At 63.6% G+C, this 25,619-nt stretch carries 21 protein-coding genes; 12 read left to right on the top strand and 9 right to left on the bottom strand.

Annotation, left to right across the window (positions count from 1 at the left end; genetic code table 11):
• Positions 1–118 precede the first annotated feature (118 nt).
• Together P0D68_RS16480 and P0D68_RS16475 are read left to right on the top strand one after the other, a co-directional pair.
• A complete protein-coding gene (locus P0D68_RS16480; protein WP_408297522.1) occupies positions 119–1,582 on the top strand; it encodes a M20 family metallopeptidase in 1,464 nt (487 codons plus the stop codon).
• Positions 1,583–2,095: 513 nt separating this feature from the next.
• A complete protein-coding gene (locus P0D68_RS16475) occupies positions 2,096–2,983 on the top strand; it encodes a crotonase/enoyl-CoA hydratase family protein (RefSeq protein WP_091807999.1) in 888 nt (295 codons plus the stop codon).
• A gap of 77 nt (positions 2,984–3,060) precedes the next feature.
• Here the strand turns inward: P0D68_RS16475 and pdeR are convergent, their stop codons facing one another.
• Both pdeR and P0D68_RS16465 read right to left on the bottom strand, forming a co-directional pair.
• Complete coding sequence (pdeR, locus tag P0D68_RS16470; protein ID WP_091808001.1) at positions 3,061–5,064, bottom strand: cyclic di-GMP phosphodiesterase; 2,004 nt, start codon at positions 5,062–5,064, stop codon at positions 3,061–3,063.
• Between the two features lie 206 nt (positions 5,065–5,270).
• Positions 5,271–9,836 (bottom strand): DEAD/DEAH box helicase, encoded by a 4,566-nt coding sequence (locus tag P0D68_RS16465; RefSeq protein WP_408297525.1) that lies wholly within the window; start codon positions 9,834–9,836, stop codon positions 5,271–5,273.
• A 309-nt stretch (positions 9,837–10,145) separates the two neighbouring features.
• Between P0D68_RS16465 and P0D68_RS16460 the strand changes: the two genes are divergently transcribed.
• Positions 10,146–11,195: an aldo/keto reductase gene (locus P0D68_RS16460; RefSeq protein ID WP_408297527.1), complete on the top strand. Its 1,050-nt coding sequence runs from the start codon at positions 10,146–10,148 to the stop codon at positions 11,193–11,195.
• Between the two features lie 234 nt (positions 11,196–11,429).
• Here the strand turns inward: P0D68_RS16460 and P0D68_RS16455 are convergent, their stop codons facing one another.
• Positions 11,430–11,786 (bottom strand): carboxymuconolactone decarboxylase family protein, encoded by a 357-nt coding sequence (locus P0D68_RS16455; protein WP_091809253.1) that lies wholly within the window; start codon positions 11,784–11,786, stop codon positions 11,430–11,432.
• A gap of 115 nt (positions 11,787–11,901) precedes the next feature.
• Between P0D68_RS16455 and P0D68_RS16450 the strand changes: the two genes are divergently transcribed.
• Positions 11,902–12,864, top strand: coding sequence for a cupin domain-containing protein (locus tag P0D68_RS16450; RefSeq protein ID WP_408297529.1), 963 nt, complete (start codon positions 11,902–11,904; stop codon positions 12,862–12,864).
• On the opposite strand, the gene P0D68_RS16445 is transcribed toward P0D68_RS16450, so the two are convergent.
• The 5 genes from P0D68_RS16445 to P0D68_RS16425 all read right to left on the bottom strand — a co-directional run bounded on the left by P0D68_RS16445 (position 12,865) and on the right by P0D68_RS16425 (position 17,507).
• Complete coding sequence (locus P0D68_RS16445; RefSeq protein ID WP_408297531.1) at positions 12,865–13,434, bottom strand: FUSC family protein; 570 nt, start codon at positions 13,432–13,434, stop codon at positions 12,865–12,867.
• Between the two features lie 132 nt (positions 13,435–13,566).
• A complete protein-coding gene (locus P0D68_RS16440; protein ID WP_408186408.1) occupies positions 13,567–14,886 on the bottom strand; it encodes a cation:proton antiporter in 1,320 nt (439 codons plus the stop codon).
• A gap of 78 nt (positions 14,887–14,964) precedes the next feature.
• Positions 14,965–15,351 carry a DUF3175 domain-containing protein gene (locus P0D68_RS16435; protein WP_408297533.1) on the bottom strand — a complete coding sequence of 129 codons (387 nt, stop codon included), beginning with the start codon at positions 15,349–15,351 and terminating at the stop codon, positions 14,965–14,967.
• Positions 15,352–15,515: 164 nt separating this feature from the next.
• Entirely contained in the window at positions 15,516–16,043 is a 528-nt protein-coding gene (locus tag P0D68_RS16430; RefSeq protein WP_091808010.1) for a PRC-barrel domain-containing protein, read from the bottom strand.
• A gap of 261 nt (positions 16,044–16,304) precedes the next feature.
• Positions 16,305–17,507, bottom strand: coding sequence for a DNA topoisomerase IB (locus P0D68_RS16425; RefSeq protein ID WP_408297535.1), 1,203 nt, complete (start codon positions 17,505–17,507; stop codon positions 16,305–16,307).
• Positions 17,508–17,741: 234 nt separating this feature from the next.
• Here P0D68_RS16425 and P0D68_RS16420 point away from each other — a divergent pair, with 234 nt between their 5' ends.
• The 6 genes from P0D68_RS16420 (at position 17,742) to P0D68_RS16395 (ending at position 21,721) form a co-directional block, all read left to right on the top strand.
• Entirely contained in the window at positions 17,742–18,083 is a 342-nt protein-coding gene (locus P0D68_RS16420) for a chemotaxis protein (RefSeq protein WP_408186405.1), read from the top strand.
• A 169-nt stretch (positions 18,084–18,252) separates the two neighbouring features.
• Positions 18,253–18,804, top strand: a complete 552-nt coding sequence (locus tag P0D68_RS16415) for a type 1 glutamine amidotransferase domain-containing protein (RefSeq protein WP_091808015.1) — start codon at positions 18,253–18,255, stop codon at positions 18,802–18,804.
• A gap of 94 nt (positions 18,805–18,898) precedes the next feature.
• Positions 18,899–19,462 carry a DUF4142 domain-containing protein gene (locus P0D68_RS16410; protein WP_408186404.1) on the top strand — a complete coding sequence of 188 codons (564 nt, stop codon included), beginning with the start codon at positions 18,899–18,901 and terminating at the stop codon, positions 19,460–19,462.
• Positions 19,459–19,803 carry a DUF1488 family protein gene (locus P0D68_RS16405; RefSeq protein ID WP_091808019.1) on the top strand — a complete coding sequence of 115 codons (345 nt, stop codon included), beginning with the start codon at positions 19,459–19,461 and terminating at the stop codon, positions 19,801–19,803. Before P0D68_RS16410 ends, P0D68_RS16405 begins: the two co-directional genes overlap by 4 nt.
• Positions 19,804–19,897: 94 nt before the next feature.
• A complete protein-coding gene (locus P0D68_RS16400; protein WP_091808021.1) occupies positions 19,898–20,479 on the top strand; it encodes a glycine zipper domain-containing protein in 582 nt (193 codons plus the stop codon).
• A 789-nt stretch (positions 20,480–21,268) separates the two neighbouring features.
• On the top strand, positions 21,269–21,721 hold the full coding sequence (locus P0D68_RS16395) for a PA2169 family four-helix-bundle protein (protein ID WP_091808027.1): 453 nt from the start codon (positions 21,269–21,271) through the stop codon (positions 21,719–21,721).
• Between the two features lie 239 nt (positions 21,722–21,960).
• Here the strand turns inward: P0D68_RS16395 and P0D68_RS16390 are convergent, their stop codons facing one another.
• The gene (locus tag P0D68_RS16390) at positions 21,961–22,299 is read right to left on the bottom strand and encodes a BON domain-containing protein (protein ID WP_408186403.1); all 339 of its coding nucleotides are present in this window, start codon (positions 22,297–22,299) and stop codon (positions 21,961–21,963) included.
• 499 nt (positions 22,300–22,798) lie between these two features.
• Here P0D68_RS16390 and P0D68_RS16385 point away from each other — a divergent pair, with 499 nt between their 5' ends.
• Positions 22,799–24,280: an RNA polymerase factor sigma-54 gene (locus P0D68_RS16385; protein WP_091808031.1), complete on the top strand. Its 1,482-nt coding sequence runs from the start codon at positions 22,799–22,801 to the stop codon at positions 24,278–24,280.
• A gap of 134 nt (positions 24,281–24,414) precedes the next feature.
• Positions 24,415–25,593: a pyridoxal phosphate-dependent aminotransferase gene (locus P0D68_RS16380; protein WP_408297539.1), complete on the top strand. Its 1,179-nt coding sequence runs from the start codon at positions 24,415–24,417 to the stop codon at positions 25,591–25,593.
• Positions 25,594–25,619: the final 26 nt, after the last annotated feature.

Below are 25,619 nucleotides of genomic sequence, written 5' to 3'. Positions count from 1 at the left end.
CGCGTAAGGCCGCGACAATCGCCTTGCTTCACGCGCGAAAGGGCGAGGGGTTCAGCCGATCCCGCATCAGGACTATCATGATCGTTTCGACTGAACAGACCTGCCACGGACCGCCATCATGATCTCCGACGACACGACCCAACAAACTCAACGCATCAACCCGGACACGCTACGTGAATTCGTGGACCGCAAGTGGAACGACGAGATCGTGCCCGCATTGACGGACTACATCGCGGTGCCGGCCAAGAGTCCGGCGTTCGATCCCGACTGGGTCAAGCACGGCTATCTGGAGCGCGTGATCACCGACGCCGCGCAATGGGCCGAACAGCAGGCCGTGCGCGGCCTGAAGCTCGAAGTGATCCGCTTGGCCGGCCGCACGCCGGTGATCTTCTTCGAAACGCCGGCCACCCGTTCCGGCAGCGAAGAAACCATCGTGCTGTATGGCCACCTCGACAAGCAGCCCGAGTTCGACGGCTGGCGTAACGACCTCGGACCGTGGACACCCAAACTCGAGAACGACAAACTCTACGGCCGCGGCGGCGCCGACGACGGCTATGCGATCTACGCAAGCATCACCGCGCTCGCGGCGCTGGACGCGCAAGGCGTCGAGCGTCCGCGCTGCGTCGGTCTCATTGAAACCTGCGAGGAGTCCGGTAGCTACGATCTGCTGCCGTATGTGGACGCGTTGCGCGAGCGGCTCGGCAAGGTCGGGCTCGTGGTGTGTCTGGATTCGGGCGCGGGTAATTACGATCAGCTGTGGCTCACCACGTCGTTGCGCGGACTGGTTGCCGGCGACCTCGAAGTGCAGGTGCTCGACGAAGGGATTCACTCGGGCGGTTACGGCGGGATCGCGCCATCGAGCTTCCGCATCATGCGGCAACTGTTCGACCGTCTGGAAGACTCCGCTAACGGCACCCTGCTGCCGAAGGGCTTCCATGTCGAGATTCCGGCGGACCGTCTGCGGGAGGCGGAAGTCACCGCGCAGATTCTCGGCGACGACGTCTGGAAGAAGCTGCCGTGGGCGTGCGGTCAGGACGGCCGTCAGGTGCTCCCCACCACAACCAATCCGCAAGAGGCCTTGCTCAATTCGACGTGGCGTCCGTCGCTATCCGTGACCGGCGCGGCGGGCCTGCCTGCGCTTGCCGATGCCGGCAACGTGCTGCGTCCGCGCACGGCGTTCAAGCTGTCGCTGCGCCTGCCGCCGCTGATCGAGGCGGAGAAGGCCGTCGCCGAACTGAAGGCGCTGCTCGAACTCGATCCGCCCTACAACGCCAAGGTGACGTTCAAGCCGGACGCAGGCGCGGCGAGCGGCTGGAGCGCGCCCGATCTCGCCCCGTGGCTTGCCACGGCGCTCAACGACGCGTCGCGCCAGCACTACGGCGCCGATGTCGCCTACATGGGGCAGGGCGGCACCATTCCGCTCATGAACGTGCTGAAGGCGGGATTCCCGAAGTCGCAGTTCATGGTGTGCGGCGTGCTCGGACCGAAGTCGAACGCGCACGGACCGAATGAATTCCTGCACGTGCCTTACGGCAAGAAGCTCACGGCCGCGGTCGCCGAGGTCATTGCAGCCGCGCCTTGAGCATTGCCAGGCATCACGCCTGGTACGACCCGCGCCATCATCAACCGGATGAGAGCGCAAGAAGACAGCCGCCGGTCCGCGCATCCACGATAGATACTTCGTGGATTGCGCGGTGCTCGCGGCCGCATGCGTTTAAATATGCGAAACAGATACTCAGTCTGTTAGCGCACAAACCAAAAAACACGCACTCGCCAGTCATATTTTCGATTGCATTTTCTAATCGAAGACTATTTCTTTATCTTTCCGCTCCGGCAAGAAATTCAATCCCTGACCGTAGGTAAATTGACAGCCGGCGTGCGCCTATTTGTGGGTCATTTTCGCCCATCATCGGTGCGCAAGCGTTTGCGTTCACGGAACCCGCCACCCAACCCTTACCCTCCCGCAGAGCACCGTCTGGCGGGGCTTTGCTCGCGGCTTGCATTCATCTGTTGGTTACCCCGCTCCCATCCGATTCCGGTCTGCTTTAGGCTCGCATTGCAATACCAGTGTTTAACCTTAAAAGGACCGTTCAAAATGAATCTCCATAACCACCACGCCTGCCGTCCGTTCCTCGAGGCCGGCAATCTTTCGCAAATTTCCGCTTACTACGAAGAAGGCCGCAACATCATGTGGATGATGTTGCGGGCGCAGCCGCGTCCCTGTTTCAATCTCGACCTGGTGCATGACATTCTGGAACTCGCGCAGGCGGCACGGGACTCGGGATTGCCGATCGACTTCTGGGTCACCGGCTCGTTGATTCCGACCATGTACAACGTCGGCGGCGATCTGGACTTCTTCGCGGACGCGATCCGCACCGGCAAGCGTCAGGCACTGATGGCGTATGCGCGAGCGTGTGTCGATTGCGTGCATGCGGCGTCGCGGGGGTTCGACACGGGGGCGATTTCGATCGCGATGGTGGAGGGCACGGCACTCGGTGGGGGCTTCGAGGCCGCGCTCGCGCATCATTTCCTGCTCGCGCAGACTGACGCGCGCATGGGCTTCCCGGAGATCGCGTTCAATCTGTTCCCGGGCATGGGCGGCTACTCACTGGTGGCGCGCAAAGTCGGCATGCGGCTCGCGGAGGAACTGATCGGCGTCGGAGAATCGCATACGGCCGAATGGCATTACGGCAAAGGTCTGGTCGATCAACTGTTCGAGCCGGGCGAAGCCTATATGGCGACCCGTACCTTCATCGACACGCTCAAGCCCAAAATGAACGGCATCCGGGCAATGCTGCGGGCTCGCCAGCGCGTGCTGCAACTCTCGCGCGCCGAATTGATGGAAATCACGGAGGATTGGGTGGAAGCGGCCTTCACGATCGAAGAGAAGGATCTGGCCTTCATGGAACGGCTGGTGATGCTGCAGAACCGGCGGACCTCGAACCTGCGCCAGACGGCGGTCAGTACGGCCAATTTCGCCTGAAAGAGCCTGGGGCCAAACACAATAAGCCGCAAGGAGGGCGGCTCCCCCAGGGAAGTTCCCATGGGGCGCACGGAGGCTCAGGCGATCAGTCTGAGCTTCTGTCTATCCTGCAACCAGCGTTCGAATTCAGGCGCCGGCATGGCCTGGCCGTACAGGAAGCCCTGCACGTAGTCGACGCCCAGGCCCTTCATGAACAATTCTTCCGACTCGGTCTCGATCCCTTCGGCGACCACCTTGAAATTCAGCTCCTGCGCGACGACCACCATGGAGCGCACCAGCGCTTGCGCCTTGGTGTCGGCGTTGATCGAACGCACGAAGCTGCGGTCGAGCTTGATGACGTCGAGCGGAATACGGCCGAGCTGCGACAGCGACGAATAGCCCGTGCCGAAATCGTCCAGATGAACCTGCGCGCCGAGTTGGCGGAACTGCTTGATCAGGTCGATCGCAGCCGTTTCGTCTTCGATCAGGCAGCTTTCGGTCAGTTCGAGATCGATCAGGCAGGGGTCGAGATTCGCGTTCTGCAGCGCCTCCGTGAAATGGCGGACCACCGCCGTATCGACGAGTTGCCGCGCCGACACGTTGATCGCGATACGCAGGTTGTAGCCGTCGGCTTTCCATTTGGCGGCCTGTTTTGCGGCCGTTTCCATGACCCAGCGGCCGAGCACGCCGATCAAGCCGGACTCTTCCGCATAACGGATGAACTCGGCCGGCATGATTTGCCCACGCTCCGGCGAATTCCAGCGCACCAGCGCTTCGGCGCCCTGGACCACGCCGGTGGTGAGCGACAGTTTTGGCTGGTAATGCAGAGTCAGTTGGCCCTCTTCGAGACCGCGCCGCAAGTTGGTGTCGAGCCACATATACTCGGCGACCTTGCGGTTCATTTCCGGTGAGAACACGCGGTGCGTGCGTTTGCCTTCGTCTTTGGCGACGTACATGGCGGTGTCGGCGGAACGGATCAGCGATTCGAGGCTGTCGCCGTGTTCCGGATACAACGCGATGCCGATCGAGCAGCCCGTGTAGACCTCCACGAGCCCGAGGCTGAACGGCGTGCGCATGCGTTCGAGCACGCGCTGCGCGGTGGCTTCGAGTTCGCGCGCCTTGCCCTTGGCCGCGAGCACGATGAATTCGTCGCCACCCAGGCGCGCAAGCGTATCGCCTTCGTTCAGGCAGAGGCCGATGGCGGTGGACACGTCGCGAATCAGGCGGTCGCCGAACACGTGGCCGTAGTGATCGTTGACCTTCTTGAAGTTGTCGAGGTCGAGAAACAGCACGCCGACTTCTTCGCCCGGCGCGGCGTCTTCAATGGCGGTGCGGATTTTGTCCTGGATCGCGTTGCGGTTCGCGAGGCCGGTGAGCGAGTCGGTATTCGCCAGTTCGGTGAGGCGTTCCTGCGCGAGCCGTTCCTCGGTGATGTCGGTGCCCGAGCAGATCAGGAATTGTTCTTCGACGCCGCTGCCGCTGTGAACGAACTTGTTGCGGAACAGGAAGAGCCGTTCGCCATGCACCGTTTTGACGCGCCGCTCGACTTCGTACGACACGCCGCGATTGAAGAAGCCCGCAATGTTCTGACTGGAGGCCGCGCCGTCTTCGGTGGACATGAACAGCGCCCACACGTTGCGGCCGATGATGTTTTCCTCCTTGACGCCCGTGAGCTCCTCCGCGAGCCGGTTGAAGCGCTGTATCCGGCCGTGCCGGTCGACGATCACGACGACCGAATTCACTTCGGACACGACCTGCTCGGCGAACGAGAGGCCGTGGACCAGATCGCGCGCGACGGACTCGGTGTCGTCATAAGCGGAGGCGGTGCCGGCCCAGGAGTTACTGGTGAGCTTCTTGCCGACCAGATGCAGGCGCAACGGCTCGCCGAACAGCCGAACGTCGAGGACGAGATGCGAGGTCACGCCGGTCAGGCAACGGATTTGCGAGGCCTGCTGAGGATTCAGAGGAATGGCGACATTGGCAGGCACATCGCCGGTGACGGGCGTGAGTTCGAGCGCGTTGCTGTCGTTCGACAGACGCCAGCATGGGCTGCTTGTGCCGAACTGGGCAAAAAGCACCTGGTCGTGTTGGTCGTCGTTCATGAGATCCCCGGGCGGTGTGTGCCGTTGGCCGTCTTGAAGGCGGAGTCGGCAAACAGTCTTCATCATACTTAAGACTGTCCCCATTGTAGCGAAGCGGCTGGCGTTCGGGCTTAGAAAGATTAACGGTTGGTAAACCTGCTGTCTTTAGGGTTGATTTACGCTGAATTAGTCGTGAAATTGTGACCGCCGATACGCGCGCCCAGCGGTCAAAAACGCCGCGCGAGCCATGCACGAGCCTGTTCCCTCTCGGAGGGAACCGTTTCCAGCAAGGGATCGAACCAGAAAGCCCCTGCCACCAGCGTGGCTACCACGACACCGTCGCGATACAGAATCCGGTTGCCCGCTACCGCGGGGACGCGTTCGCCAACAAGCAAAGTGCCCGCGAGATTCAAGGGGTCCGTGCCTGCTACGCACACAAAAGCACTATCGTTCGCATGCCGTCGCACTTCTCGCAGTACCGGAATCGCTTCAGGCAGGGCAAATTGTTCGCCCGCGAGCCCATTCACAAAACGCCCGCCGCGAATCACACCACGCGCTTCGAGCCGCTGGAACACGCGCAAAAGATCTCGCCATGGCGGCAGCCAATCCGCCTCGCGTTCGAGCAGTCGCCAGAACACCACGCCGTAACGTCGCAATAGCGTCATTGCGACATGCTCCAGGACTTCCGGCGGCAATTGCCGGCGACGCTGCTCCGGCGCGGTCGCGGACGCCACAGCAGCGGTGGGACGGGTAACGAGTGCCCAGCGGCCCGCGTCGTCCATGCCGCCGATCAGCGCGCTCGAGCGCGCGCGCCGGTTGCTGGAAAACGCATTGCGTTTGGCCACCGGCTTGAGCAGCGCACGCAGGCCCGCGAAACTGTCTGAATTCACGAGACCCGCGGCCACCAGTTCGCCCAGTGCGCTCTCCAGTTCCATACGCAATACGCGAACCTCCGCCAGCAGTTCGTCGAAGAACATCGCGCCGTGTTGCACGAGCGCGTCGTACACGCTTTGCGCGCGGGACGACAACTCCGGTTGCTTCGACGGATCGAGCAACGCGCTCCACACGCGCACTTGCACGCGTGGCAGCAGCACGATGGGCGTGCTGCGGACCGGCCCGGCGGCGCCGCGTGCGCGCTCCGTCAGTCGGGTCCAGACTATCTTGCCGGCGCGGCATAGTTCGTCGAGCGAAGTATTCGCATACGCCTTCACGCGTGCGGGCAGAATGTCTTCCTCCCACGCGCCTGCCGCGGCCTGGAAGCCTTCGAGTTGGTCGAGCACCGCAGCGAGGGCGTCGCGTCCTTCGCTGCGCGTGTCCGGCGTCAAGTGTTGCCACTCGAACAGAAAGCGCATGAAGTCGTGCCGTTCCACCGGCTCGATTTCGCGGCGCAGGCGCTTCACCGTGTACCGGTGTATGCGCGCAAGGAGGTGACGTTCGCACCATTCTTCTTCGCCCGCTTGCGGCGTGAAGCGCCCGCGCATCACGTAGCCTTCGGCTTCGAGGCGCATCAGGCTCTGCTCGACCGATGCCGCCGGCAAGTGCAGCGCCCCGGCAATCGCGCTGACCGGCAGCGGCCCGAAGCCCGTCAGACGCGCGCGGAGCACGTCGAGCAGGGCGTCCTCGGCGGTCCAGCTCTCGCTATAGCCTTTCGGCGCGGCGAGCAGGGGCGCAAAGCTGGCGCCCGGATAGAGCGACTCGAAACAGGTGAGGCGCTCGACCGGCAGCCACACGGCGTCGCCGTCGGCTATCCACAGCCGGGTGGCGCGGCCGGATTCGGCCAGCGCCGCGAGCCACGCCGGCCAGCCATCGTGACGACGCGCTTCGGCCTCGGTGATGCAGGCGAGGCCCGTCAACGCCTCATGCATCTCGTCGGCATTGCGCGCCTGCGGCCATGCTTCGTCGCGCACGCTTTCGATAGCGCCGGCATCCAGCGCGCCAAGATCGTCGGCACTCGACGGGTCCGTCCAGCGGCGGCTCAGCACGGCTTGCGTGCGGCGTTCCTCGATGGGCGCGTCGTCGAGGTACGCGTAGGGCTTTGCATTGAGGATTTCGGCCGCGAGCGGCGAGGGCGCCGGCAAGTCGCGCGCAACCAGTTGAATGTCGCCCTGTTCGATACGGCGCAGCAGCGCGAGCCAGCGTTCGCTGTCCATTGCTTCGTGCAGACAGTCGTCGACGGTTTGGTCCACTAACGGATGACTCGGCAGTTCGCGTTCGCCCACTACGTTCTCCAGACACGCCGCCTGCTCGGGGAACACGTTCGCCAGTAAATCTTCGCTGCGCATGCGCTGCAATTGCGGCGCGGTTTTGCGCCCGCCGGTGTAACGCGGCAAGCCGAGCGCGGTGGTCGCGTTCCAGCGCCAGCGCACGCCGAACAGCGGCGCGTCGAGCAGCGCCTGAATCAGCAGATGCTCCGCGCTGTTCGAATGCAGATAGCGCCACACGTCGTCGAGCACGAAGGAATGACTGCCGGTCAGCGAGAGGACGATCGCGTCTTCGGTGGCGGCGGCTTGCAGTTCGAAGTTGAAGGTCCGGCAAAACCGCTTGCGCAGCGCGAGACCCCACGCGCGGTTCACGCGGCTGCCAAACGGTGCGTGGATCACGAGTTGGGTGCCGCCGGATTCGTCGAAGAAACGCTCCATGACCAGCGTGTTCTGCGTGGGCAGCACGCTGAGCGCGGCGCGCGCGCGGGCGAGATAGTCGACGATCTGGCGTGCGGCGGCTTCGTCGAGACCGAGGTTGTGGATGAGCCAGTCGGTCGCGTGGTCGAGGCGGGCGGGTAGCGTTGCGGCTTCGGCTTCGGCTTCGGATACTACCTCAGCTTCGGCTTCAACCTCGGCTCCGCCCTCATTCACAGAAACGGCCGGCATCACCGAATCCGTCCCTTCGAGAAGACGCCCGATCTGCTCGCGCAAACGCGCGACGCCGAACGACAGTTCGTCGCTGCGCCCCGGCGCTTCGCCGAGCCAGAAAGGAATATTCGGCGGCTGTCCCTGCGCGTCCTCGACCCGCACGCGCCCGCTTTCGATCCGCAGAATCCGGTATGACGCGTTGCCGAGCTGAAACACGTCGCCGGCCAGGCTTTCGACGGCGAAATCCTCGTTCACGGTGCCGATATTGATCGCCTGCGGTTCGAGCACCACGGCATAGTCGGCATTCTCGGGAATCGTGCCGCCCGAAGTGACCGCGACGAGCTTGCCGCCGCGCCGGCCGCGCAGCGTGCCGCTCACCACGTCGCGATGGATGTACGCGCCGCGCGGACCATTGCGGCTCGTATAGCCTTCCACGAGCATGCGCAGCACGGCGTCGTACTGTTCACGCGTCAGATCCGCGTACGGTGCGGCGCGCCGCATCATGTCGAACAGCGCGTCTTCGTTCCATTCGGCGCTCGACACTTCCGCGACGATCTGCTGGGCGAGCACGTCGAGCGGCGCGCGCGGAATACGGAGCGCGTCGAGTTCGCCGCGCCGCACGCAATCGAGCAGCGCGGCGCATTCGATCAGATCGTCGCGCGACGCCGGAAAAAGCCGGCCTTTGGGCATCCCGCCGACATGATGACCCGAGCGTCCGACGCGTTGCAGGAACGGTGCGATCGCGCGCGGCGAACCCATCTGGCAGACCAGATCGACATCGCCGATATCGATGCCGAGCTCCAGCGAAGCGGTGGCGATCAGCACGCGCAGTTCGCCGCGTTTCAGGCGCTGTTCGGCGTCGAACCGATGTTCCTTGGCAAGGCTGCCGTGGTGCGCGGCGACCACGTCCTTGCCGAGCCGCTCGGTCAGATGACGCGCGGCGCGCTCGGCCATGCGCCGCGTGTTGACGAAGATCAGCGTGGTGCGGTGCATCGCCACCAGTTCGGCTAGACGGTCGTAGACGCGCTCCCACACTTCGTTGGGCATCACCGCTTCGAGCGGCACCGGCGGGATCTCGAGCGCGAGGTCGCGCGCCCGGACATGACCCACGTCGACGATCGCGCAATCGGCGGGAATGCCGCTGTCGATACTCCCGCCGCCCACCAGAAAGCGCGCGACCGCGCTCACCGGCTTTTGCGTCGCCGACAGCCCGATGCGCGGCAAACGCCGCCCGCACAGCGCGTCCAGACGCTCCAGGCTGAGCGAAAGATGGCTGCCGCGCTTGCCGCCGGCAAGCGCGTGAATTTCATCGACGATCACCGTGCGCACGGTTGCGAGCATGCGGCGTCCCGAATCCGAACCGAGCAGCACGTAAAGCGATTCAGGCGTGGTGACGAGGATATGCGGCGCGCGTTTTTTCAACGCGTTGCGTTCCTGCTGCGTGGTGTCGCCGGTGCGCACGGCGGTACGAATGTCCAGCGCCGGCAAGCCGCGCGCTTCGAGTTCCGCGGCGATGCCTTGCAACGGCAATTGCAGATTGAGACGGATGTCGTTGGATAGCGCCTTGAGCGGCGAAACGTACACCACCAGCGTTTCGTCGGGAAGTACGCCGCCGTTGGCGAGCCCCTGCTGGACAAGATCGTCGAGCGCGGACAGGAAGGCGGTGAAAGTCTTGCCCGAACCCGTCGGCGCGGCCACCAGCGTGGAGCGGCCACGGCGAATCTGCGGCCACGCAGCGGCCTGGGCTTCGGTCGGGGCGGGAAAGCGCTTGAGGAACCAGCTCGCGACCGCGGGATGGAAATCGGCCAGCGCATCGGCCGTCGAACGCTCCACGGCGGGCGTCGCGATGGAACCCGAGGCGGTGCCGGGAGCCGCATCCAGGGCAGCGGCAGAGGTGGTGGTGGCCGAGGTCATGCTGGCATAGATGGGGGCGAGGCGTGCCATATCCAGAGGGCGGCGGGAGCGCGCCGCGTGTGTGGATCAGCAGCCAGTCTGGCAGGTTTGCGCGAGTTTTGCCCAACCCTGTTTGCCGGCCACGCAGGTTGCCGCTAAAGCGCTGGTACGGCGGCAATTTTTGCCGTCCGGGTAAAGCGGCACGCCCGGAGCACAGTCATTCAGATCGTAAGGAGTTTGAAACAAATGCATGCCCGCTTTCGACTGCCTTCGCACGCGTTTTCACGCTCTGCCGGATTTTGCTAATTGCAGTACTCTCTACGCCTCACCGATCCACCAATCCATGATGGAGTCTCAACGATGCGATACAACCAGTTAGGCCGTACCGGTGTGTTTGTTTCAGAGCTATGTCTGGGCACGATGACCTTCGGCGGTGGCGAGGGCATGTGGAAGCAGATCGGCGATCTGCAGCAGGGCGACGCGGAGCGTCTGGTTGGCCGGGCGCTCGATGCGGGCATCAATTTCATCGACACAGCCGACGTCTACGCAGAAGGTCTGTCCGAACAGATCACGGGCCAGGCGCTAAAGAACCTCAAGGTGCCGCGCGACAAAGTGGTGGTGGCCACCAAGGTGTTCGGCCAGACGGGCGAGTTTCCCAACGCGCGCGGCGCTTCGCGCTACCACATCATCGACGGCGTGAAGGCAAGTTTGAAGCGTTTGCAGCTCGATCATGTCGACCTGTATCAGATCCACGGCTTCGACCCGGCCACGCCGATCGAAGAAACCGTGCGCGCGCTCGACACGCTCGTGCAGCACGGCCATGTGCGCTATGTCGGCGTGTCGAACTGGGCCGCGTGGCAGATCGTGAAAGCGCTCGGCATCTCGGAGCGGCTTGGGCTTGCGCGCTTCGAGACGCTGCAGGCGTATTACACGCTCGCGGGCCGCGATCTCGAACGTGAACTCGTGCCGATGTTGCGCAGCGAGGGCCTCGGGCTGATGGTGTGGAGTCCGCTCGCGGGCGGCTTGCTGAGCGGCAAATACGGACGCGAGCAGCAGGGCGAAGCGGGTAGCCGTCGCACGACCTTCGATTTTCCGCCGGTCAACCGCGAGCGCGCCTACGACTGTATCGACGTGATGCGTGAGATCGCCGGGACGAAGCAGGTGTCGGTGGCGCAGATCGCGCTCGCGTGGCTGCTGCATCAGCGCGTGGTGACCTCGGTGATCGTCGGCGCGAAAAAGGTCGGGCAACTCGACGATAACATTGCGGCGACCGGCGTTTCGCTCACGGCGGACGAACTCGCCCGGCTCGATCAGGTTAGCTCGCTGCCCGCAGAATATCCGGGCTGGATGCTGGAACGTCAGGGCGAGCCGCGCCGCAAGCAGTTGGAAGAGGCGCGGCATCCGGAGTAGCAGTGGACCGAAGTGGAGCGGGCCGCGCGTGGACCGTATGTAGCGTGACAGATCAGGTGGCTCCACGCGCCGCCGCTCAGTTCGTGTGGCGGTCCAGGCGGCGGGTACAGCCTGCTCCTTGCATCGTCCAGGCGGCGGGGTACAGCCTGCTCCTCGCATCGGTCCAGGCGGCGGGGTACGGCCTGCTCCTCGCATCAGCCCATGCCCCGAGCGCCGCCTGCTCCTCGCATCGACTCAGGCCGCGTCCGCTGCTTGCGCCGCATAAGCCGCGGCGGCGTCCATCGTGCGAGCCGAATACACCATCGCGGCGCCCGCATTGATGGCGACCGCGACGCCCAGCGCTTCGGCGATTTCGTCGCGCGTCGCGCCAAGCTTGAGCGCTTCGGCAGTGTGCACGGTGATACAACCGTCACAGCGCAGGCTCACCGCCACGGCGAGCGAAATCAGTTCGCGCGTCTTGGCGCCGAGCAGGTCTTTCTTCTGGCCGGCGCTCGACATCGCCTGATACGCCCTGACGGTATCCGGCGACAGTTTGGCGATTTCGCCGATGCGGCCGAACAGTTCTTTGCGGTATTCGATCCAGTTCAACATGGCAATGCTCCTTGTCTGCTGCGCGTCGGCGGGTGCCGGCGTCGTGAGACAAGTATTGCGCTGCACGGCGATATCCTGAATACTCGATTCGCTCAACTTTTAGCGCGATCGTCTCATGGATACGCTTAGCCGACTGATCGACCTGGCGCGGCCCCAAGCCAGTCTCGATCTGCGTTGCCAGCTCTTGGGCGCCTTCGACATTGATCACGATCCGATGGAAGCGGGCATTGCGCCGTTTCACCTCGTGCTGGACGGCGCGTGCATCGTCGAAACCGCCGACGGCGCGCAGCACGCCCTGAGCGCGGGCGACTTCATGCTGTTTCCGCGTGGCGCGGCGCATCGTGTGCGCGACGTGAAGCGGCTGGCGGCCACCGCGCCATTGACGCTCGGCCATGACGGCATGTTGCCCGTGCGGCGCAACGACGGCCGCAACGATGGCAGCAATGACGCGCAGGTGCCTGCCGACATCGATCTTCTGTGTGGCCGCTTCATTTACGCCCCGGGGTCGTCGGCGTTGTTGCTGAACGCATTGCCCGATCCGTTTCACGTCTCGCTAGGCGGCATGCAAACGCTGGGCTCGCTGCAAACGCTGATTGCGCTGATGCGCACCGAGGCCGAACGACGCCAGGCGGGCGCCCTTGCCATCGTTACCGCATTGAGCCAGGCGCTCTTCGCGATGGCGTTGCGCGCGCACGGCGAGCGCAACGCGTCGACTTCAGGCGTGCTCGCGCTGCTCGCCGACGCGCGTCTCGGTGCTTCCGTGCAAGGCATGCTGGGCGCTCCCGAGCGGGCGTGGACCATTGCCGAACTCGGCGAGCTCGCGGCCATGTCGCGCGCGACTTACGCGCGCCATTTCAATGAGCGCGCGGGCATGACCGTGATGGACTTTCTCACGCAGATCCGTATGACGATTGCGTGCGATCTGCTGCGGCGAACGCAGCGTAGCGCGGCCGAGATCGGCGAAGCGGTGGGCTATCAGTCGGAGGCGGCCTTCGGCAAGGCGTTTCAGCAAAGCGTGGGGGTGACGCCCGGACGTTACCGGCGTGCTCCGCACGACAACGATGTGACGCCGGGCTAGCTAGGCCTTGGTCGGTTTGCCGAACCAGCGCTGCTCGATCCACGTCATGAGAAACGCCACCAGCAGTGCGCAGACCGTGCCGAGCGTCACCTCGCCGAGGCGCATCAAGGCTTTGTCCCACGCCGGGCCGATGCCCGGCACCAGCAACATGATCGTGGCGGTAATGCCGCCCAGACGCGCCGCGCTACCCACGTTCAGGATCCAGCACATGATGATCGCCACGCCGACCGTGGCCGCGTAGGCCGCGAAATAACCGGCGCCGAGCGTCGTGCCCACGAGTCCGCACAAGCCGCCGACCATCGCGCCGATGAATTGATCGCGCGACAGGTTGCGGGTGTCGATATAGCTATGCTGGCTGACCGCAATCGCCGTGATGCACGCCCAGAAGGCCTGCTCGGTATGCAGCGCACGGCCGATGGCGAACGCGAGGCTCGCGCCCGCGACGGCCTGCACGGCCATGAAGCTGCCTTCCATTAAACGCTCGCGGGGCGGCAATGCCTTGAGAAATGCAAACAGCGAGTTGGCGGCGCTCGCCCGTGCCGTACGTTCTGAATCGTCGCGTGAGGTCATTGAAGGTAAGAGGCCTTGTTGCGGCATGAAGGTCCCGTATTCTAGCGATTCAATTTAGCTTCGCGTGAAGACAGGCGCGCCCGCGCATGCCAATGGAAAGCATCGGGAATTCACGCCGCTCAATGATCGTGGCTAACCTTCACGACTGCGCAGCCGGTGATACCAGTTCATCAACGGTGTCGCCGAGACGCCATGGACGACGACAGATGCCGCGATCACGGCGAGCGTGAGCGGCACGAGCGGCGCGACGTTGGCCGCGCTGCCGTTTTCAAGCGCGTACGCGAGGTAGTAAAACGAGCCGATGCCACGTATGCCGAACCAGCTCATCAGCCGCCGTTGGGTCGGCGTTGCGCTCGAGCCCACCAGAGACAATTCCACCGACACCGGCCGCACCAGCACGAATAGCGCAACGGTGAGCGAAACGGTTTGCCAGGTGAAGAGCGGTGCGGTCATCGTGGCGAGTACGTTGCCGACCATTGCCATGACGGCGACTTCGGCGATGCGTTCGAGTTCGATCGTGAAACCGAGCACCGACTCCGTCATGAACGCATGCGCTTTGCTTGGATTCGCCGCGGTCGCTTCGACGTCTTCGGAATCGACGGTGCCGATCGCCTTGCGAGCCGACATGCCGCCGCTCGCGCGGTGTTCGACGCGGCGCATCGCGACGCCGGCCGCGAACACGGCCAGAAAACCGTAGGTTTGCGCGAGTTGCGCGACGCCGAAACACAGTTCGATCAGGCCGAGCGCGAAGAAACCTTCGAGCCCGAGCGCCTGCGCGTGGCGCGTGCGCAGCCACGCCACCGCGTGTGTCGTGGCCCAGCCGAGCACGCCGCCAATGGCGAGCGCCCCCGCCACGCCCCACACAACGCTGCCCGCGAGCTTCAGGTTCAGCAGGTCACCCGCTTCAGCGGAGGGCGCGGCGCACAGCGCGAGACCGAGCAGCGCGAAGGGCAGTGCGATGCCGTCGTTCAGACCGCCTTCGCCCGAGAGCGCGAAGCGCAGCAAATCGAGGTCGCCTGGATTGTGCACTTGCACATCGTGGGCGAGCACCGGGTCGGTTGGCGCGAGTATCGCCGCGAGCAGCAAGGCCGGCCCCCAGCCCAGATGCAGCACGTACACGCCGAAGAGCGTCAGCAGCGGAATAGTCGCCAGCATGGCAAGGAAGCCGAGCCGCAGCGGCACGGTCCAGAGCTTTTCCAGCATGCCTAGCCGCAAGCGCAGGCCAATGGCAAACAGGGAGACCAGTAGCGCGACTTCAGTGAAAATGCGCAGCAGATGCGCGTCCGCGATCATGTCCAGACGCAATAGCCCGATACCGGGCGGCCCGAGGACGTAGCCGATCGCGAGGTAAAACATGGCGGCGCTGATGGGCAGCCGCCGGAGTGTCGTTGCCGCGAGACCCATGAAAACGAGCACGCCGCCAACGATCAGAAACCACAAAGTTTCGTGCATGAGCATCCGGTGAGGGCTCGCATGCAGGTGCTGCATGCTTGACCGGTTGATGAAGAAACGCGCGCCGACGCGTCTTTTTCATGGCGCGCGTCCGAATGCTTCGCGCAGCTTGCGCTTGGCCTGTTGCAAGGTATCACGGCGCGCTTTCGGCAGGTTCCTGCCCGCGCGATTGATATAGAAGTTCAGCATCGACATGGCCGACTGGAACGGTGTGCCCTTGCGGCGCCGGCTTCGCGTGGACGACTGCTTGAGCGATTGTGCGATCGACTCCGCGCTGCCGGTTTTGAAAATGTCGTGCTGGATGTCCATTGCGTCACTGGTTTCCATCACATGATGCGACCACTTCTGGGGGCTTTTCGCGCGATGCGCAGCGTGGGCCTGGGCATGCCGCTGGCGTGGTGGCCGTCCTGACTTGCCGCGCGCGACGGGGCGTTTCGATTTGCTCGTGGTTTTTCGGGTGGCCATGGCAGAGGCTCCTTATCGGCATGTGCGCGCGCTTCTGCGCGGCTTTGGTGGCTCGCAACGGCCCGCTCAAAGTGAAATGCGCCGGCTGCCGCAGAGGCGGCATGCCGGCGCATCCGCGCGGGCGCGGCGACCGGATAGCCGCATGCGCCCGCCGTGAGCGTGCTTTACAACTTCAGGCCGCCTGCTTCCGGCGCATCGGACGACGCGGGCGGAATGTCGTCGACACCGTAGTCGTCGCGTCGATCGTAACGGTCGCGGCCCCAGTAGGGTTCACTGCCGTAGTACTGATGCACGGACGTGGCCCATGTCTGATCGGCCATCGCCGGCCAATGGTCCTTGTCGAAGCCCGGTGCGTTTTTTACGCGTTCGGCGGTCATGTTCAGCACGAAGCATTTTTGCTCTGTATCCAGCGTCAATGCATGCCATGGAATGGCGAGCAGCTTGTCGCCAATGCCGAGAAAGCCGCCACTCGAAAGCACCGCATACGCGACGCGCCCCGAATTGACGTCGAGCATGATGTCCTTGATTTTGCCGATATCCTCGCCGTCGCTGCTGAGCACCTTATTGCCATCGAGCGTGGCAGCGGCCATCACGTCCGGCCCGGGACCGTCCGCAGTCGCGCTGCCTTTGCCGACGATTCGGGCGCCTTCGCCCTGACGCAGCCCTGCTTGCGTTTGTGTCTGGTTGATCATGATGTGACTCCTCTACAAGGTGGGTATGTTGAAGCTTGAGCAACGGGCGTTCCTTCGATCTTCGAGAGAGGCACATGCGGCGCAGCAGAGACGTGTTGTGTTCGAGAGCGTGTCTGCATTGCGCAAACCATCTGCGAGCGTTTCGAACACCGCGTAAAGCGTGCTGACTTGTTTGAAATTATTTCGTCCGGATTGGCGAAGCGCGCGCACGGATGTGCATTCGAAGGCGGCGATGCCGCCAGACTTCGTCGCACTTGCTCTTCAGGCCGCTTGCACGCCGGCCTTCGCATCGGTCTTCGCTGCCGCTGCCTTGCGCACCTTTCGCGACTTTTTCAGCAAACTCGTGAGCGACGTGTCGATGCTCTCCGTCACCACCGACTCCCGCGCCCTGCGACCTTTCGCGCCCGCCTGGCGCGCGAGCTTCGCCGCTCGTTTTTCGGCGTGCGCGAGGAGCGCGGCAAACGCCACCTCGTCGACTTTCAGCCCACGCCGCGTTTGACCCGGCGCGAGATTTTGCAATTCGTCTGCTTCGAATGCGCTGATCACCGCGGGGTGGATGTAGCAGCGCTTGCACACGGCCGGCGTATTGCGCAGTAGCGTGGCCACGTCCTTGACGGTCGCCACGACGTGCCGGCGCGCTTCCGCCGCGCTGCTGCAGATGAGCCGCCGCAGCGCGGCCAACGCGTAGACGCTGCCGGCCCACGTGCGGTAGTCCTTGGCGGTGAAGTCCGCGCCGCTCGCACGGCGTAAGTAATCGTTGATGTCGGCGGAGCCGACGGTGCGGCGGGTGCCATCGTCGTCGAGATACTGAAACAGGTCGTGGCCCGGCAATTCAGCGCAACGCCGCACGATGCGCTTGATACGTGGATTGTTGACCGTCACGTCGTGTTCAATGCCGCTCTTGCCCCGGAACTTGAAACGCAACCGGCCGGCCTCGATCTTCACGTGTTTCTTGCGCAGCGTCGTCAATCCGTATGACTGATTGTCCCGCGCATATTCGACACTGCCGATCCGGATCAGCGTCGTGTCGAGCAATTGCACGATCGCGGCGATGACCTTGTCGCGCGGCATGCCCGGCAGATTCAGATCGCGCGCGACTCGCGCGCGAATCTTCGGCAACGCGCGGCCGAACTCGGCCATACGTTCGTATTTGTCGGCGTCGCGCGTTTCACGCCAGCGCGGGTGATAGCGGTACTGCTTGCGGCCGCGCGCATCGGGGCCGGTTGCCTGAATGTGCCCACGCGCGTCCGGGCAGATCCAGACATTTTCATAAGCGGGCGGAATCGCGAGCGCGTTGATGCGTTTGATTTCGTCCTCGTCGTCGATGCGTTTGCCCGCCACGTCGAAGTACGCGAATCCGCCGTTCTCGCGCTTGCGCGTGATGCCGGGTTTCGCGTCGTCGGCATGGCGCAAGCCCGGCGGCATGTCGGCAGCAGCGGGTGGTTTTGCGCGCTCGTCGTCCATGCGGTCTGTACGTTCAGCGCGGCTTTGAATCGGAGTGGTCGTGGCAGCCATCGTCGCAGGTAGAAGTTTCAAGCAGGAGGCGCGTTTCGCGCCCATGACTGCGTCAAGCAAAGGCAGTGCCTAACGCGCGGCGTGGGCTTTTGCGTGCCGGGTCGCGGTTGCTTCGTGAAACAGCGGAACGGTCCTTGCGCCCACTCGATACGGGTACCGATTAACCGAACGAAGGAGAGCGCCATGAGCAGCACACTTAATCCTGATGACGAGCCGCAACAGGTCGTCAAACAAACCTCCGGCACGACAGGTGCGCTCGGTCCGAGTGATTCGTCCGATAGCGGCAGCGATGTCGCCGGCGCAAAGCGTCATGAATTTGACGTGGATTCGGAACTGGACAACCACGCACTCGAAACCGGCGACTCGGAACTCGGCAGCGACACGGATCGCGCCGGCACGGGCGAGCGTGCCGCGGCGGACGGTGATTCGACGCTCGTGCCGGATAGCGATATCGAACCCGACCGGATCATCGATCCGCTCGCCAACGACGATGACGGCCTCGACGACGATCCGCACGGTCTTTGACGGCATCGGCAGGCAAGGTTGGATGACGCAGGGATTGAACAGACAAGGCATTGGAATGAAGGCGCCTGCGGCGGCCCGCCGCACAGGCACGTCTATTGCTGATTGACTACTCATAAACCGGTCAAGCCGCGCGAGACGCGGCCCCGGCACTGAATGAAGGAGAGCACGCATGGCTGGCAAGCTGAATGGCTATAAGGTGGCGGTACTCGCGGTAGATGGTTTCGAACAGGCCGAATTGACCGAGCCGCAACGAGCGCTCGCGGAAGCGGGTGCAACGGTGCACGTCATTTCCGCCAAGCCCGGCAAGATTCAAGGTTTCAAGCACGTGGACAAGGGTGATGCCGTCGAGGTCGATCTGACTTTCGACAAGGCAAGCGCTGACGACTACGACGCCGTGGTGTTACCCGGCGGCGTGGTGAACGGGGATGCAATCCGTGTGCTGCCGCAAGCGCAGGCCTTCGTCAAGGCAGCCGACAGCGCGAAGAAACCGATCGCGGTGATCTGCCATGGCGGGTGGTTGCCGGTGTCGGCGGGAATCATCAAGGGACGTACGCTCACGAGCTGGCCGAGCCTGCAGGACGACATTCGCAACGCGGGCGGTACGTGGGTGGACAAGGAAGTGGTCGAGGACGGCAATCTGATCAGCAGCCGCAAGCCCGATGATCTGCCGGCTTTCAACCGGGCGCTGATTGGGCAGCTGTCCGCGCGCAAGGCGGCATAGGCGGGTGGCGAGCGAGGCGTGCCGATCGAGCGAATGGCGCCGCTTCGTCCAGCCCGGTCCGCTTCGCGGTATCCGTCGAACAGGGAGAAAATGCATGAAATTCCGGTATCCCCTACAAGCGATGACGGTCGCGCTAAGTTTGAGCGCAGCGTCCATTGGCGCGGTCTATGCGCAAGCCAGCGACGCGCCGGCCAGTGATGCGCCCGTCAGCGGCACGAAGCTCTCGCCTGCGGACCAGCAATTCGTTCAGGATGCCTCGAAGTCCGACGCCACCGAAATCGCTGCCAGCAGGATCGCGCTGAAAAACTCCAGCGACCCGCACGTGAAGAAGTTCGCCCAGCAGATGATTGCGGATCACACAAAACTCTCGCATGGCATGGCGGCGCTCGTGTCGAAAAAGGGCTTTACTGCGACGCCTTCAGCGGATTCCGCGCTGGTGGGCAAACTGCAGACGCTCAAGGGCAAGGAGTTCGATCAGGCGTATGTTGAGCAGATTGGCGTGGAAGCGCATCAGCGCGCGGTCGACCTGTTCCAGCAGGAAAGCACGAGCGGCACCGACTCACAGCTCAAGGCAGCGGCAATGCACGCGTTGCCGACCATCCAACATCATCTCGCGATGGCGCAGCAACTCGCCGGCGCAATGAAGGGTTCGTCATGAACGCGATCCTGCCTCGGCCGGCCTATGAGGATTCCCTTATGCAGATCACTTTTTCCGACGACAAGCCGGACTTCGACGGAGCGAATCTGACCGTGCGTTTTCTGGCGCGGGTGGACGGCGAAGCGGTTGTGTGCGCGATTACCGCGGAAGCGCTCGAGGACCATTTCGGCGCCGATTCCGCGCTCGAAGCAACGCTCATGTCGGCCTTCGACAAAGGCCGTCACCGCATCCGTTCGGTCTGCGCGGAAGCGCTCGACCAGAACAACGGAGAAGGCGTAGTGTTGCATAGTGGACTGTTCAGAGTGGAAGGCATGGAACCGGATCGCGGCACCGCGGCATAGTGCCCGCGCATGTCGCCGCTCGAGCGCGCCGAATGGCGCAGCGAGCCGCGGCGGCTGAGTCCGCAATCGCCATTCAACGATGCAAGGAGGCCTCATGTCACTCATCGTCGCAGCACGTTTCACGACTTTTCCCGCCGCTGAAGATGCGGCGCAAAAGCTCTTCAATGCAGGGTTCGTCGAAGAAGACGTCACGCTGTTTTTCGTGAATCCGCGCGGACAGCATGCGCGTTATCCGATTGGCGGCGATACCGGTACGGACGCCGGCGCGAAAGGTGCGCCCAAAGGCGCCGGCCTGGGTGTCACCATCGGCGCGGTAGCCGGCGCCGTGGTGGGGGTGGCGATCTTCGCGGCGTTTTCGGCGCCGGTCATCGTGTCGTTGATCGCGGCGGGTGTCGGCGCTTACGTGGGCTCGCTGGTCGGGGCGATGGCACGCACGCGCGAGGGCGGCCAGGCTGGCCACCGATCGCCATTTCACGAGGAAACGCGTGATTCCGGCGTGCTGGTCGCGGTGCATGTGTCGCCGGACAACCAGTTCGACGCCGCGCGCGTGCTGCGCGAAGCAGGCGGCGTTGCAATCGAGCGGGCGAGCGGCCGCTGGCAGCAAGGGCGTTGGGCGGACTTCGATCCTTTGAAGAAACCTGTGCCGCTCAACGAGTTTCGGGAAAATCACGCGTAGGTAAAGAGGCTTGAGTTCACGCTTCTCTTCGACTGGCTCGCCGACGTGAGGTTTGACGCGGTGCTCAGCCAGGGTGTTTAGCCAAACGGTCCGACTCTCAGGTCGGACCGTTTTCTTGTGGGCGTCGTGTTCACTCCATCAGGGACGTAGACGGCCGGAGCCGTCCTGCAAAGATCCGCTCAGACCCAGATTTGCGGAGCGCTGCGTGGGCGCCGGGTTGTGCGGTCCGTTTGATGGTCATCCCTCGTCGGCTCGCAAGCGGCTGGCACGGGGCCATCGTGCGTCGCCCCGCACGAGGGCGACGCGACTTGCGCGCTCGGGGATGCCGCTTCACGCGGTTGCATATGTTCGCGAATCTGCATCACGGTCGCCGAGGTGATGATCGCGACGGCGACCAGACATTCCGTGCTCCTGATCTTCATGGTGGATGCTCCCTGTCGTTGTTGCCTGCCCATTGTTTTCAATTCATCGGCACGTCTTGCAGTGGGTCATTGCGCTGCACGGCATGCTGCGGGCGAGCTTATTAAGCAACCACCGTGCCATTGGCCGAAAGCACGCCGGGCGCGGCTTTGCGGTGCTCCGTTTAGTAGTGGGGCGGGAATAATCTACGCGGATTGGCAAGATTGGAAGTGTTAGCCGACGTGTCGCCAGGGCCATCCGCTGCGATGTGCGCCGGGCACGCGTCGTGCGGATACATCAACGAACCCCGCAGCTGGATTGCGAGCGCTGGTAATAGCGTGACGTGTCCGGCGGCGGATTCATGACTAACGAAACCCTTGGAGGTATTGAATGGCTACGAACGTTGTTTCCGTGCTGAACGATCTGGTCGAAACGTCGAAGGATGGCGAGAAGGGCTTTCGCAAAGCAGCAGAAGACGCTCACGATGCTCAACTGAAAACGCTGTTTCTTTCGCGCGCCGAGGACTGCACGCGTGGCGCGCGTGAGTTGCAGGATGCGGTTCAGGCGCTCGGCGGCAAACCCGAAACGGGCGGCAGCATGAGCGGCGCGCTGCATCGCGGCTGGGTCGACGTGAAGTCGGCAGTGACCGATCGCAGCGATCACGACATTCTGGCCGAATGTGAGAAGGGCGAGGACGTCGCGAAGAAGCGCTACCACGACGCGCTGGAAAAGGAATTGCCGGCGGATGTGCGTGCGCTGGTCGAGCGGCAGTATCAGGGCGTATTGCAGAACCATGATCGCGTGCGTGATCTGCGCGATCAATACGCGGCTGCACGGCGTTAAATCTGGGTGAACGAACTGGCGCTGGAAACGGCGCTGGTTTTTTGCGGCGGCTCAGTAGCTCAATAGTTCGGTAGGTGAGGTTGAGCCGCCGCCGGTCGCCGTAAAAGTTCGGCTCGCAACAAGAACCGTCTGCCCGCAAAAAAAGCCGTCGCATTATCGGACGGCTTTTGTCTTTCCTTCTGCTTGAGCAACGGGAAGCGCTAACCGAAGCCAGCGCTTCCCGTTCAGATCGTTCGCTCTTACTGAGCGGCGATCTTCAGATGGTTCTTGACGCTCGATACACCCTTCACGGCCTTGACGACTTCCTCGGCTGCCGCCTTGTCGTCAGCCGAAGGCACCGAACCCGTGAGCCACACCACGCCCTTGCGCGTCTTCACGTGAATGTGTGTCGACTTGACGTTCTTCGCGGCCAGCAGGTCAGCCTTGGCCTTGGTGGTGATGGTGCCGTCGTCGACGTGTTCGCCGATGGTTTCGGACGAAGCCGACGGAGCCGACGCGCTGGTCTGCGCCGTAGCGTTCAGTGCGAATGCGATACAAGCAATGCTACCTGCGGTCTTCAGAAATTGGATCGTCTTCATGGTTTCTCCTTCGGGTGTTGATGAAAATTGCGGTCTTGTTGCCTGCGGTCGATCGCGGCCGAAACCGCCGATGACACGCGTGGGGTCGTTGCCGCTACGGTTCCGTCAGGGCCCGTTATCGACACTGGGCGACAGTCTGTGCATGCGAATTCGCTGCTGCGTTCGCGTGCACAGACCGTCGTCCGTCCACATAGTGCTCATTCGCAAGCGTTGTGCCCGGCAGCGTGAGCGAAGGCGGGCAGTGAAGGAAATCCGTTATGGCACGCGGCTTTAGGCTGAAGAATAGGGCGCGATTAAGGGCTGGAGCGGCCTTGAACGCGGTGCGCAAGCGGGAACCGGAATTTGCCGGGGGCTTGTAAAAATGGCGTCCGGCCGCCTGCGCAATTGGCGGGCCTGAAAATGCAAAGCGTTGAAAAAACAGGGTGTTGCGCGAGCTGGTACGACAGTTGCTCTAAGGAGGCTACTGACCATTTTCGGCTATTAACGGGACCTCACTACAATGCCTTCAATTGAACTACGCACAAGGCAGTCTCTCGCACTCACGCCGCGTCTTCAGCAATCGGTGCGTCTGTTGCAGCTGTCGTCTCTGGAATTCCAGCAGGAGTTGCGCACGGCGCTCGACACGAACCCGTTCCTCGAATACGACTCGTCGGATACCGAAGACGTTGCGCTCGCCACGACCGCGTCAGGCGAAGACTCGGGCGCGCTGCCTGCCACGGATACCGTAGCCAGCGCCGAGCCGGATTCTCTGCCGTCCGAGTCAGGTGGCAACGACACGCTGGAAAGCGCGGGCCAGGACGACATGCCTGGCGACTTTTCCGGCGATTACAGCAGCCGCAGTTCGACGCGTCAGAACGGCGATTCAGACAGCAGCGATCCGGCCGAGTGGGCCCGTTCCCAGCCGACCTTGCGCGAACAGTTGCACGACTCGCTGCGCCTCTATCGGCTCGATGACCGTGACCGCGCGGTGGCCCGTTTCATTATCGAGGCGCTCGACGACGACGGCTATTTGCGCCAGGAACTCTCCGATCTCGCCGACAGCGTCGATCTCGAACCTGAATTGACCGAAGACGAGTTGCTGGTAGCGCTGCGTCTCGTGCAATCGCTCGACCGTCCTGGCCTCGGCGCACGCACCCTGTCGGAATGCCTGTCGCTGCAGGTGAATGCGTTGCCGGCCGATACGCCGGGGCGCGAAGTGGCTCGGCAAATCGTCGAGCATCATCTGGAACGGCTCGCTCGCCGCGAACAGGCTGAACTGCAGAAGCAGATCGGCTGCAGCGCGGAAGAACTGCGCATTGCCTGCGCTCTGGTGCGCAAGCTCGATCCGAAGCCGGGCAACTCCTACGGCCGCACCGAAGACAACTACGTGGTGCCGGATGTGATCGTGCGCCAGGTGCGCAACAAATGGGTCGTGGCGATCAATCCGGCCGTGCAGCCGCGCGCGCGGATCCATCGCATGTATGCGGAGTTGTTCGCGCAATCGGCCGGTGCAAGCCGCTCGCCGCTCGCACAGCAACTGCAGGAAGCGCGCTGGCTGATCCGCAACGCGCAACAACGTTTCGATACGATTCAACGCGTGGCGGAATGCATCGTCGCGCATCAGAAGGCCTTCTTCCAGTACGGCGAAATCGCACTCAAGCCCATGGTTTTGCGCGATGTCGCCGATGAACTCGGACTGCACGAATCCACCATCTCGCGGGCCACGGGCAACAAATATATGGCCACGCCGCGCGGCATTTTCGAGTTCAAGCATTTCTTCCCTCGCGAACTCGGCACCGAAAGCGGTGGCACCTGTTCCGCCGCCGCCGTGCGTGCGTTGCTCAAGGAAATGATCGCCGCGGAAAACACCCGTGATCCGCTTTCGGATGTGACGCTCGCCAAGATGCTCGCGGATCAGGGCGTGCTGGTCGCGCGCCGCACAGTGGCCAAATACCGGCATCTGATGAAGGTGCCTCCGGCGGAATTGCGCCGCCAGGTTTGAGCGCCACGCCCCGCCGTAAGGGGTTGGGTTGAAGCGCCACGCGAGGCCAAGGCTTCGCGTGGCGTTTTTTCGTATCTGGACGTTTCATGCGTGCCCCTTTACATTGGCGAGTCCATGGGCAACGGGGCAGGGTAATGAAGTACTCGAATCTGGTCGAGCGTTTGCAGGGCAGGCGCACGTCCGCGTGGGAAATTCACCGGGTCGCACAACAGGCGGCGGCCAATGGTGAGGACGTTATCGTCCTGAGCGTTGGCGACCCGGATTTCGCGACGCCGGCGCCGATCGTCGAGCGCGCGGTCGAGGCCTTGCGCGGCGGCGATACGCACTACAGCGCTGTATCCGGACGTGAACCGGTGCGCGCGGCGATTGCCGAAGAACACGCGCGCATAACCGGCTGCGCCGTGAGCGCCGCCAATGTGATCCTGACCGCGGGTGCGCAGAACGGCGTGTTCGCGGCATCGCTGTGCCTGCTGGAAGCGGGCGACGAGGTGATCGTCCCCGAGCCCATGTATCTGACCTACGAGGCCTGCGTGCGCGCGGCCGGCGCCACGCTCGTCACGGTGCCGGTCGATCGGGCGCGGGCATTTCATGTCGATTGCGACGCGCTCGAGGCGGCCGTCACGTCGCGCACCAAAGCCATCTTCTTCGCCACGCCGTGCAATCCGACCGGCGTGGTGATGCCGCGCGCCGATCTCGAACGGATCGCGCGGCTCGCGTGCCGGCATGATCTGTGGGTGCTGTCCGACGAGGTCTACGCCGAGCTGACTTTCGAGCGGGAACACGTGAGTATTGCGGCGCTGCCCGGCATGGCCGAGCGCACCGTGACGCTCGGCAGTCTGTCGAAATCGCATGCCATGGCCGGCTGGCGCGTAGGCTGGGCGATCGGGCCGGCGGAACTGATCGAGCATATGGGGCGGCTCGCCCTCGCCATGCTGTATGGCTTGCCCGGATTCATCCAGCAGGCGGCGTTGACGGCCTTGCAGAACAAAGCGCGGATCGCCGCCGAGATGCGGGAGATTTATCGCCGCCGGCGCGACGTGGTGTTCGAGCGCTTACAGCGCGTGCCGGGTTTGCGCTGCGTGTTGCCCGAAGCCGGCATGTTCATGATGGTCGACGTGAGCGGCACCGGCCTCGATACGGTCGACTTCACCTGGCAGCTGTTTCACGCGCAAGGCGTGTCGGTGCTCGACGCGAGCGCCTTCGGAGAGACCGCGAATGGTTTCGTGCGGCTGGGCTTCGTTGTCGACGAAGCGCGCCTGATCGATGCCTGCGAGCGGATTGCCGCTTTCGTCCGCACATTGCCGGTCCGTTGAGCCTTTCTACAGCGTTTCGGTTGCTT

Origin of the sequence: Paraburkholderia sp. RL17-380-BIE-A (genome assembly GCF_046028085.1) — a bacterium.
Classification (GTDB): domain Bacteria; phylum Pseudomonadota; class Gammaproteobacteria; order Burkholderiales; family Burkholderiaceae; genus Paraburkholderia.
The sequence above is the reverse complement of the archived record's forward strand: the minus strand, read 5'-3'. Positions and strand labels throughout refer to the sequence as shown.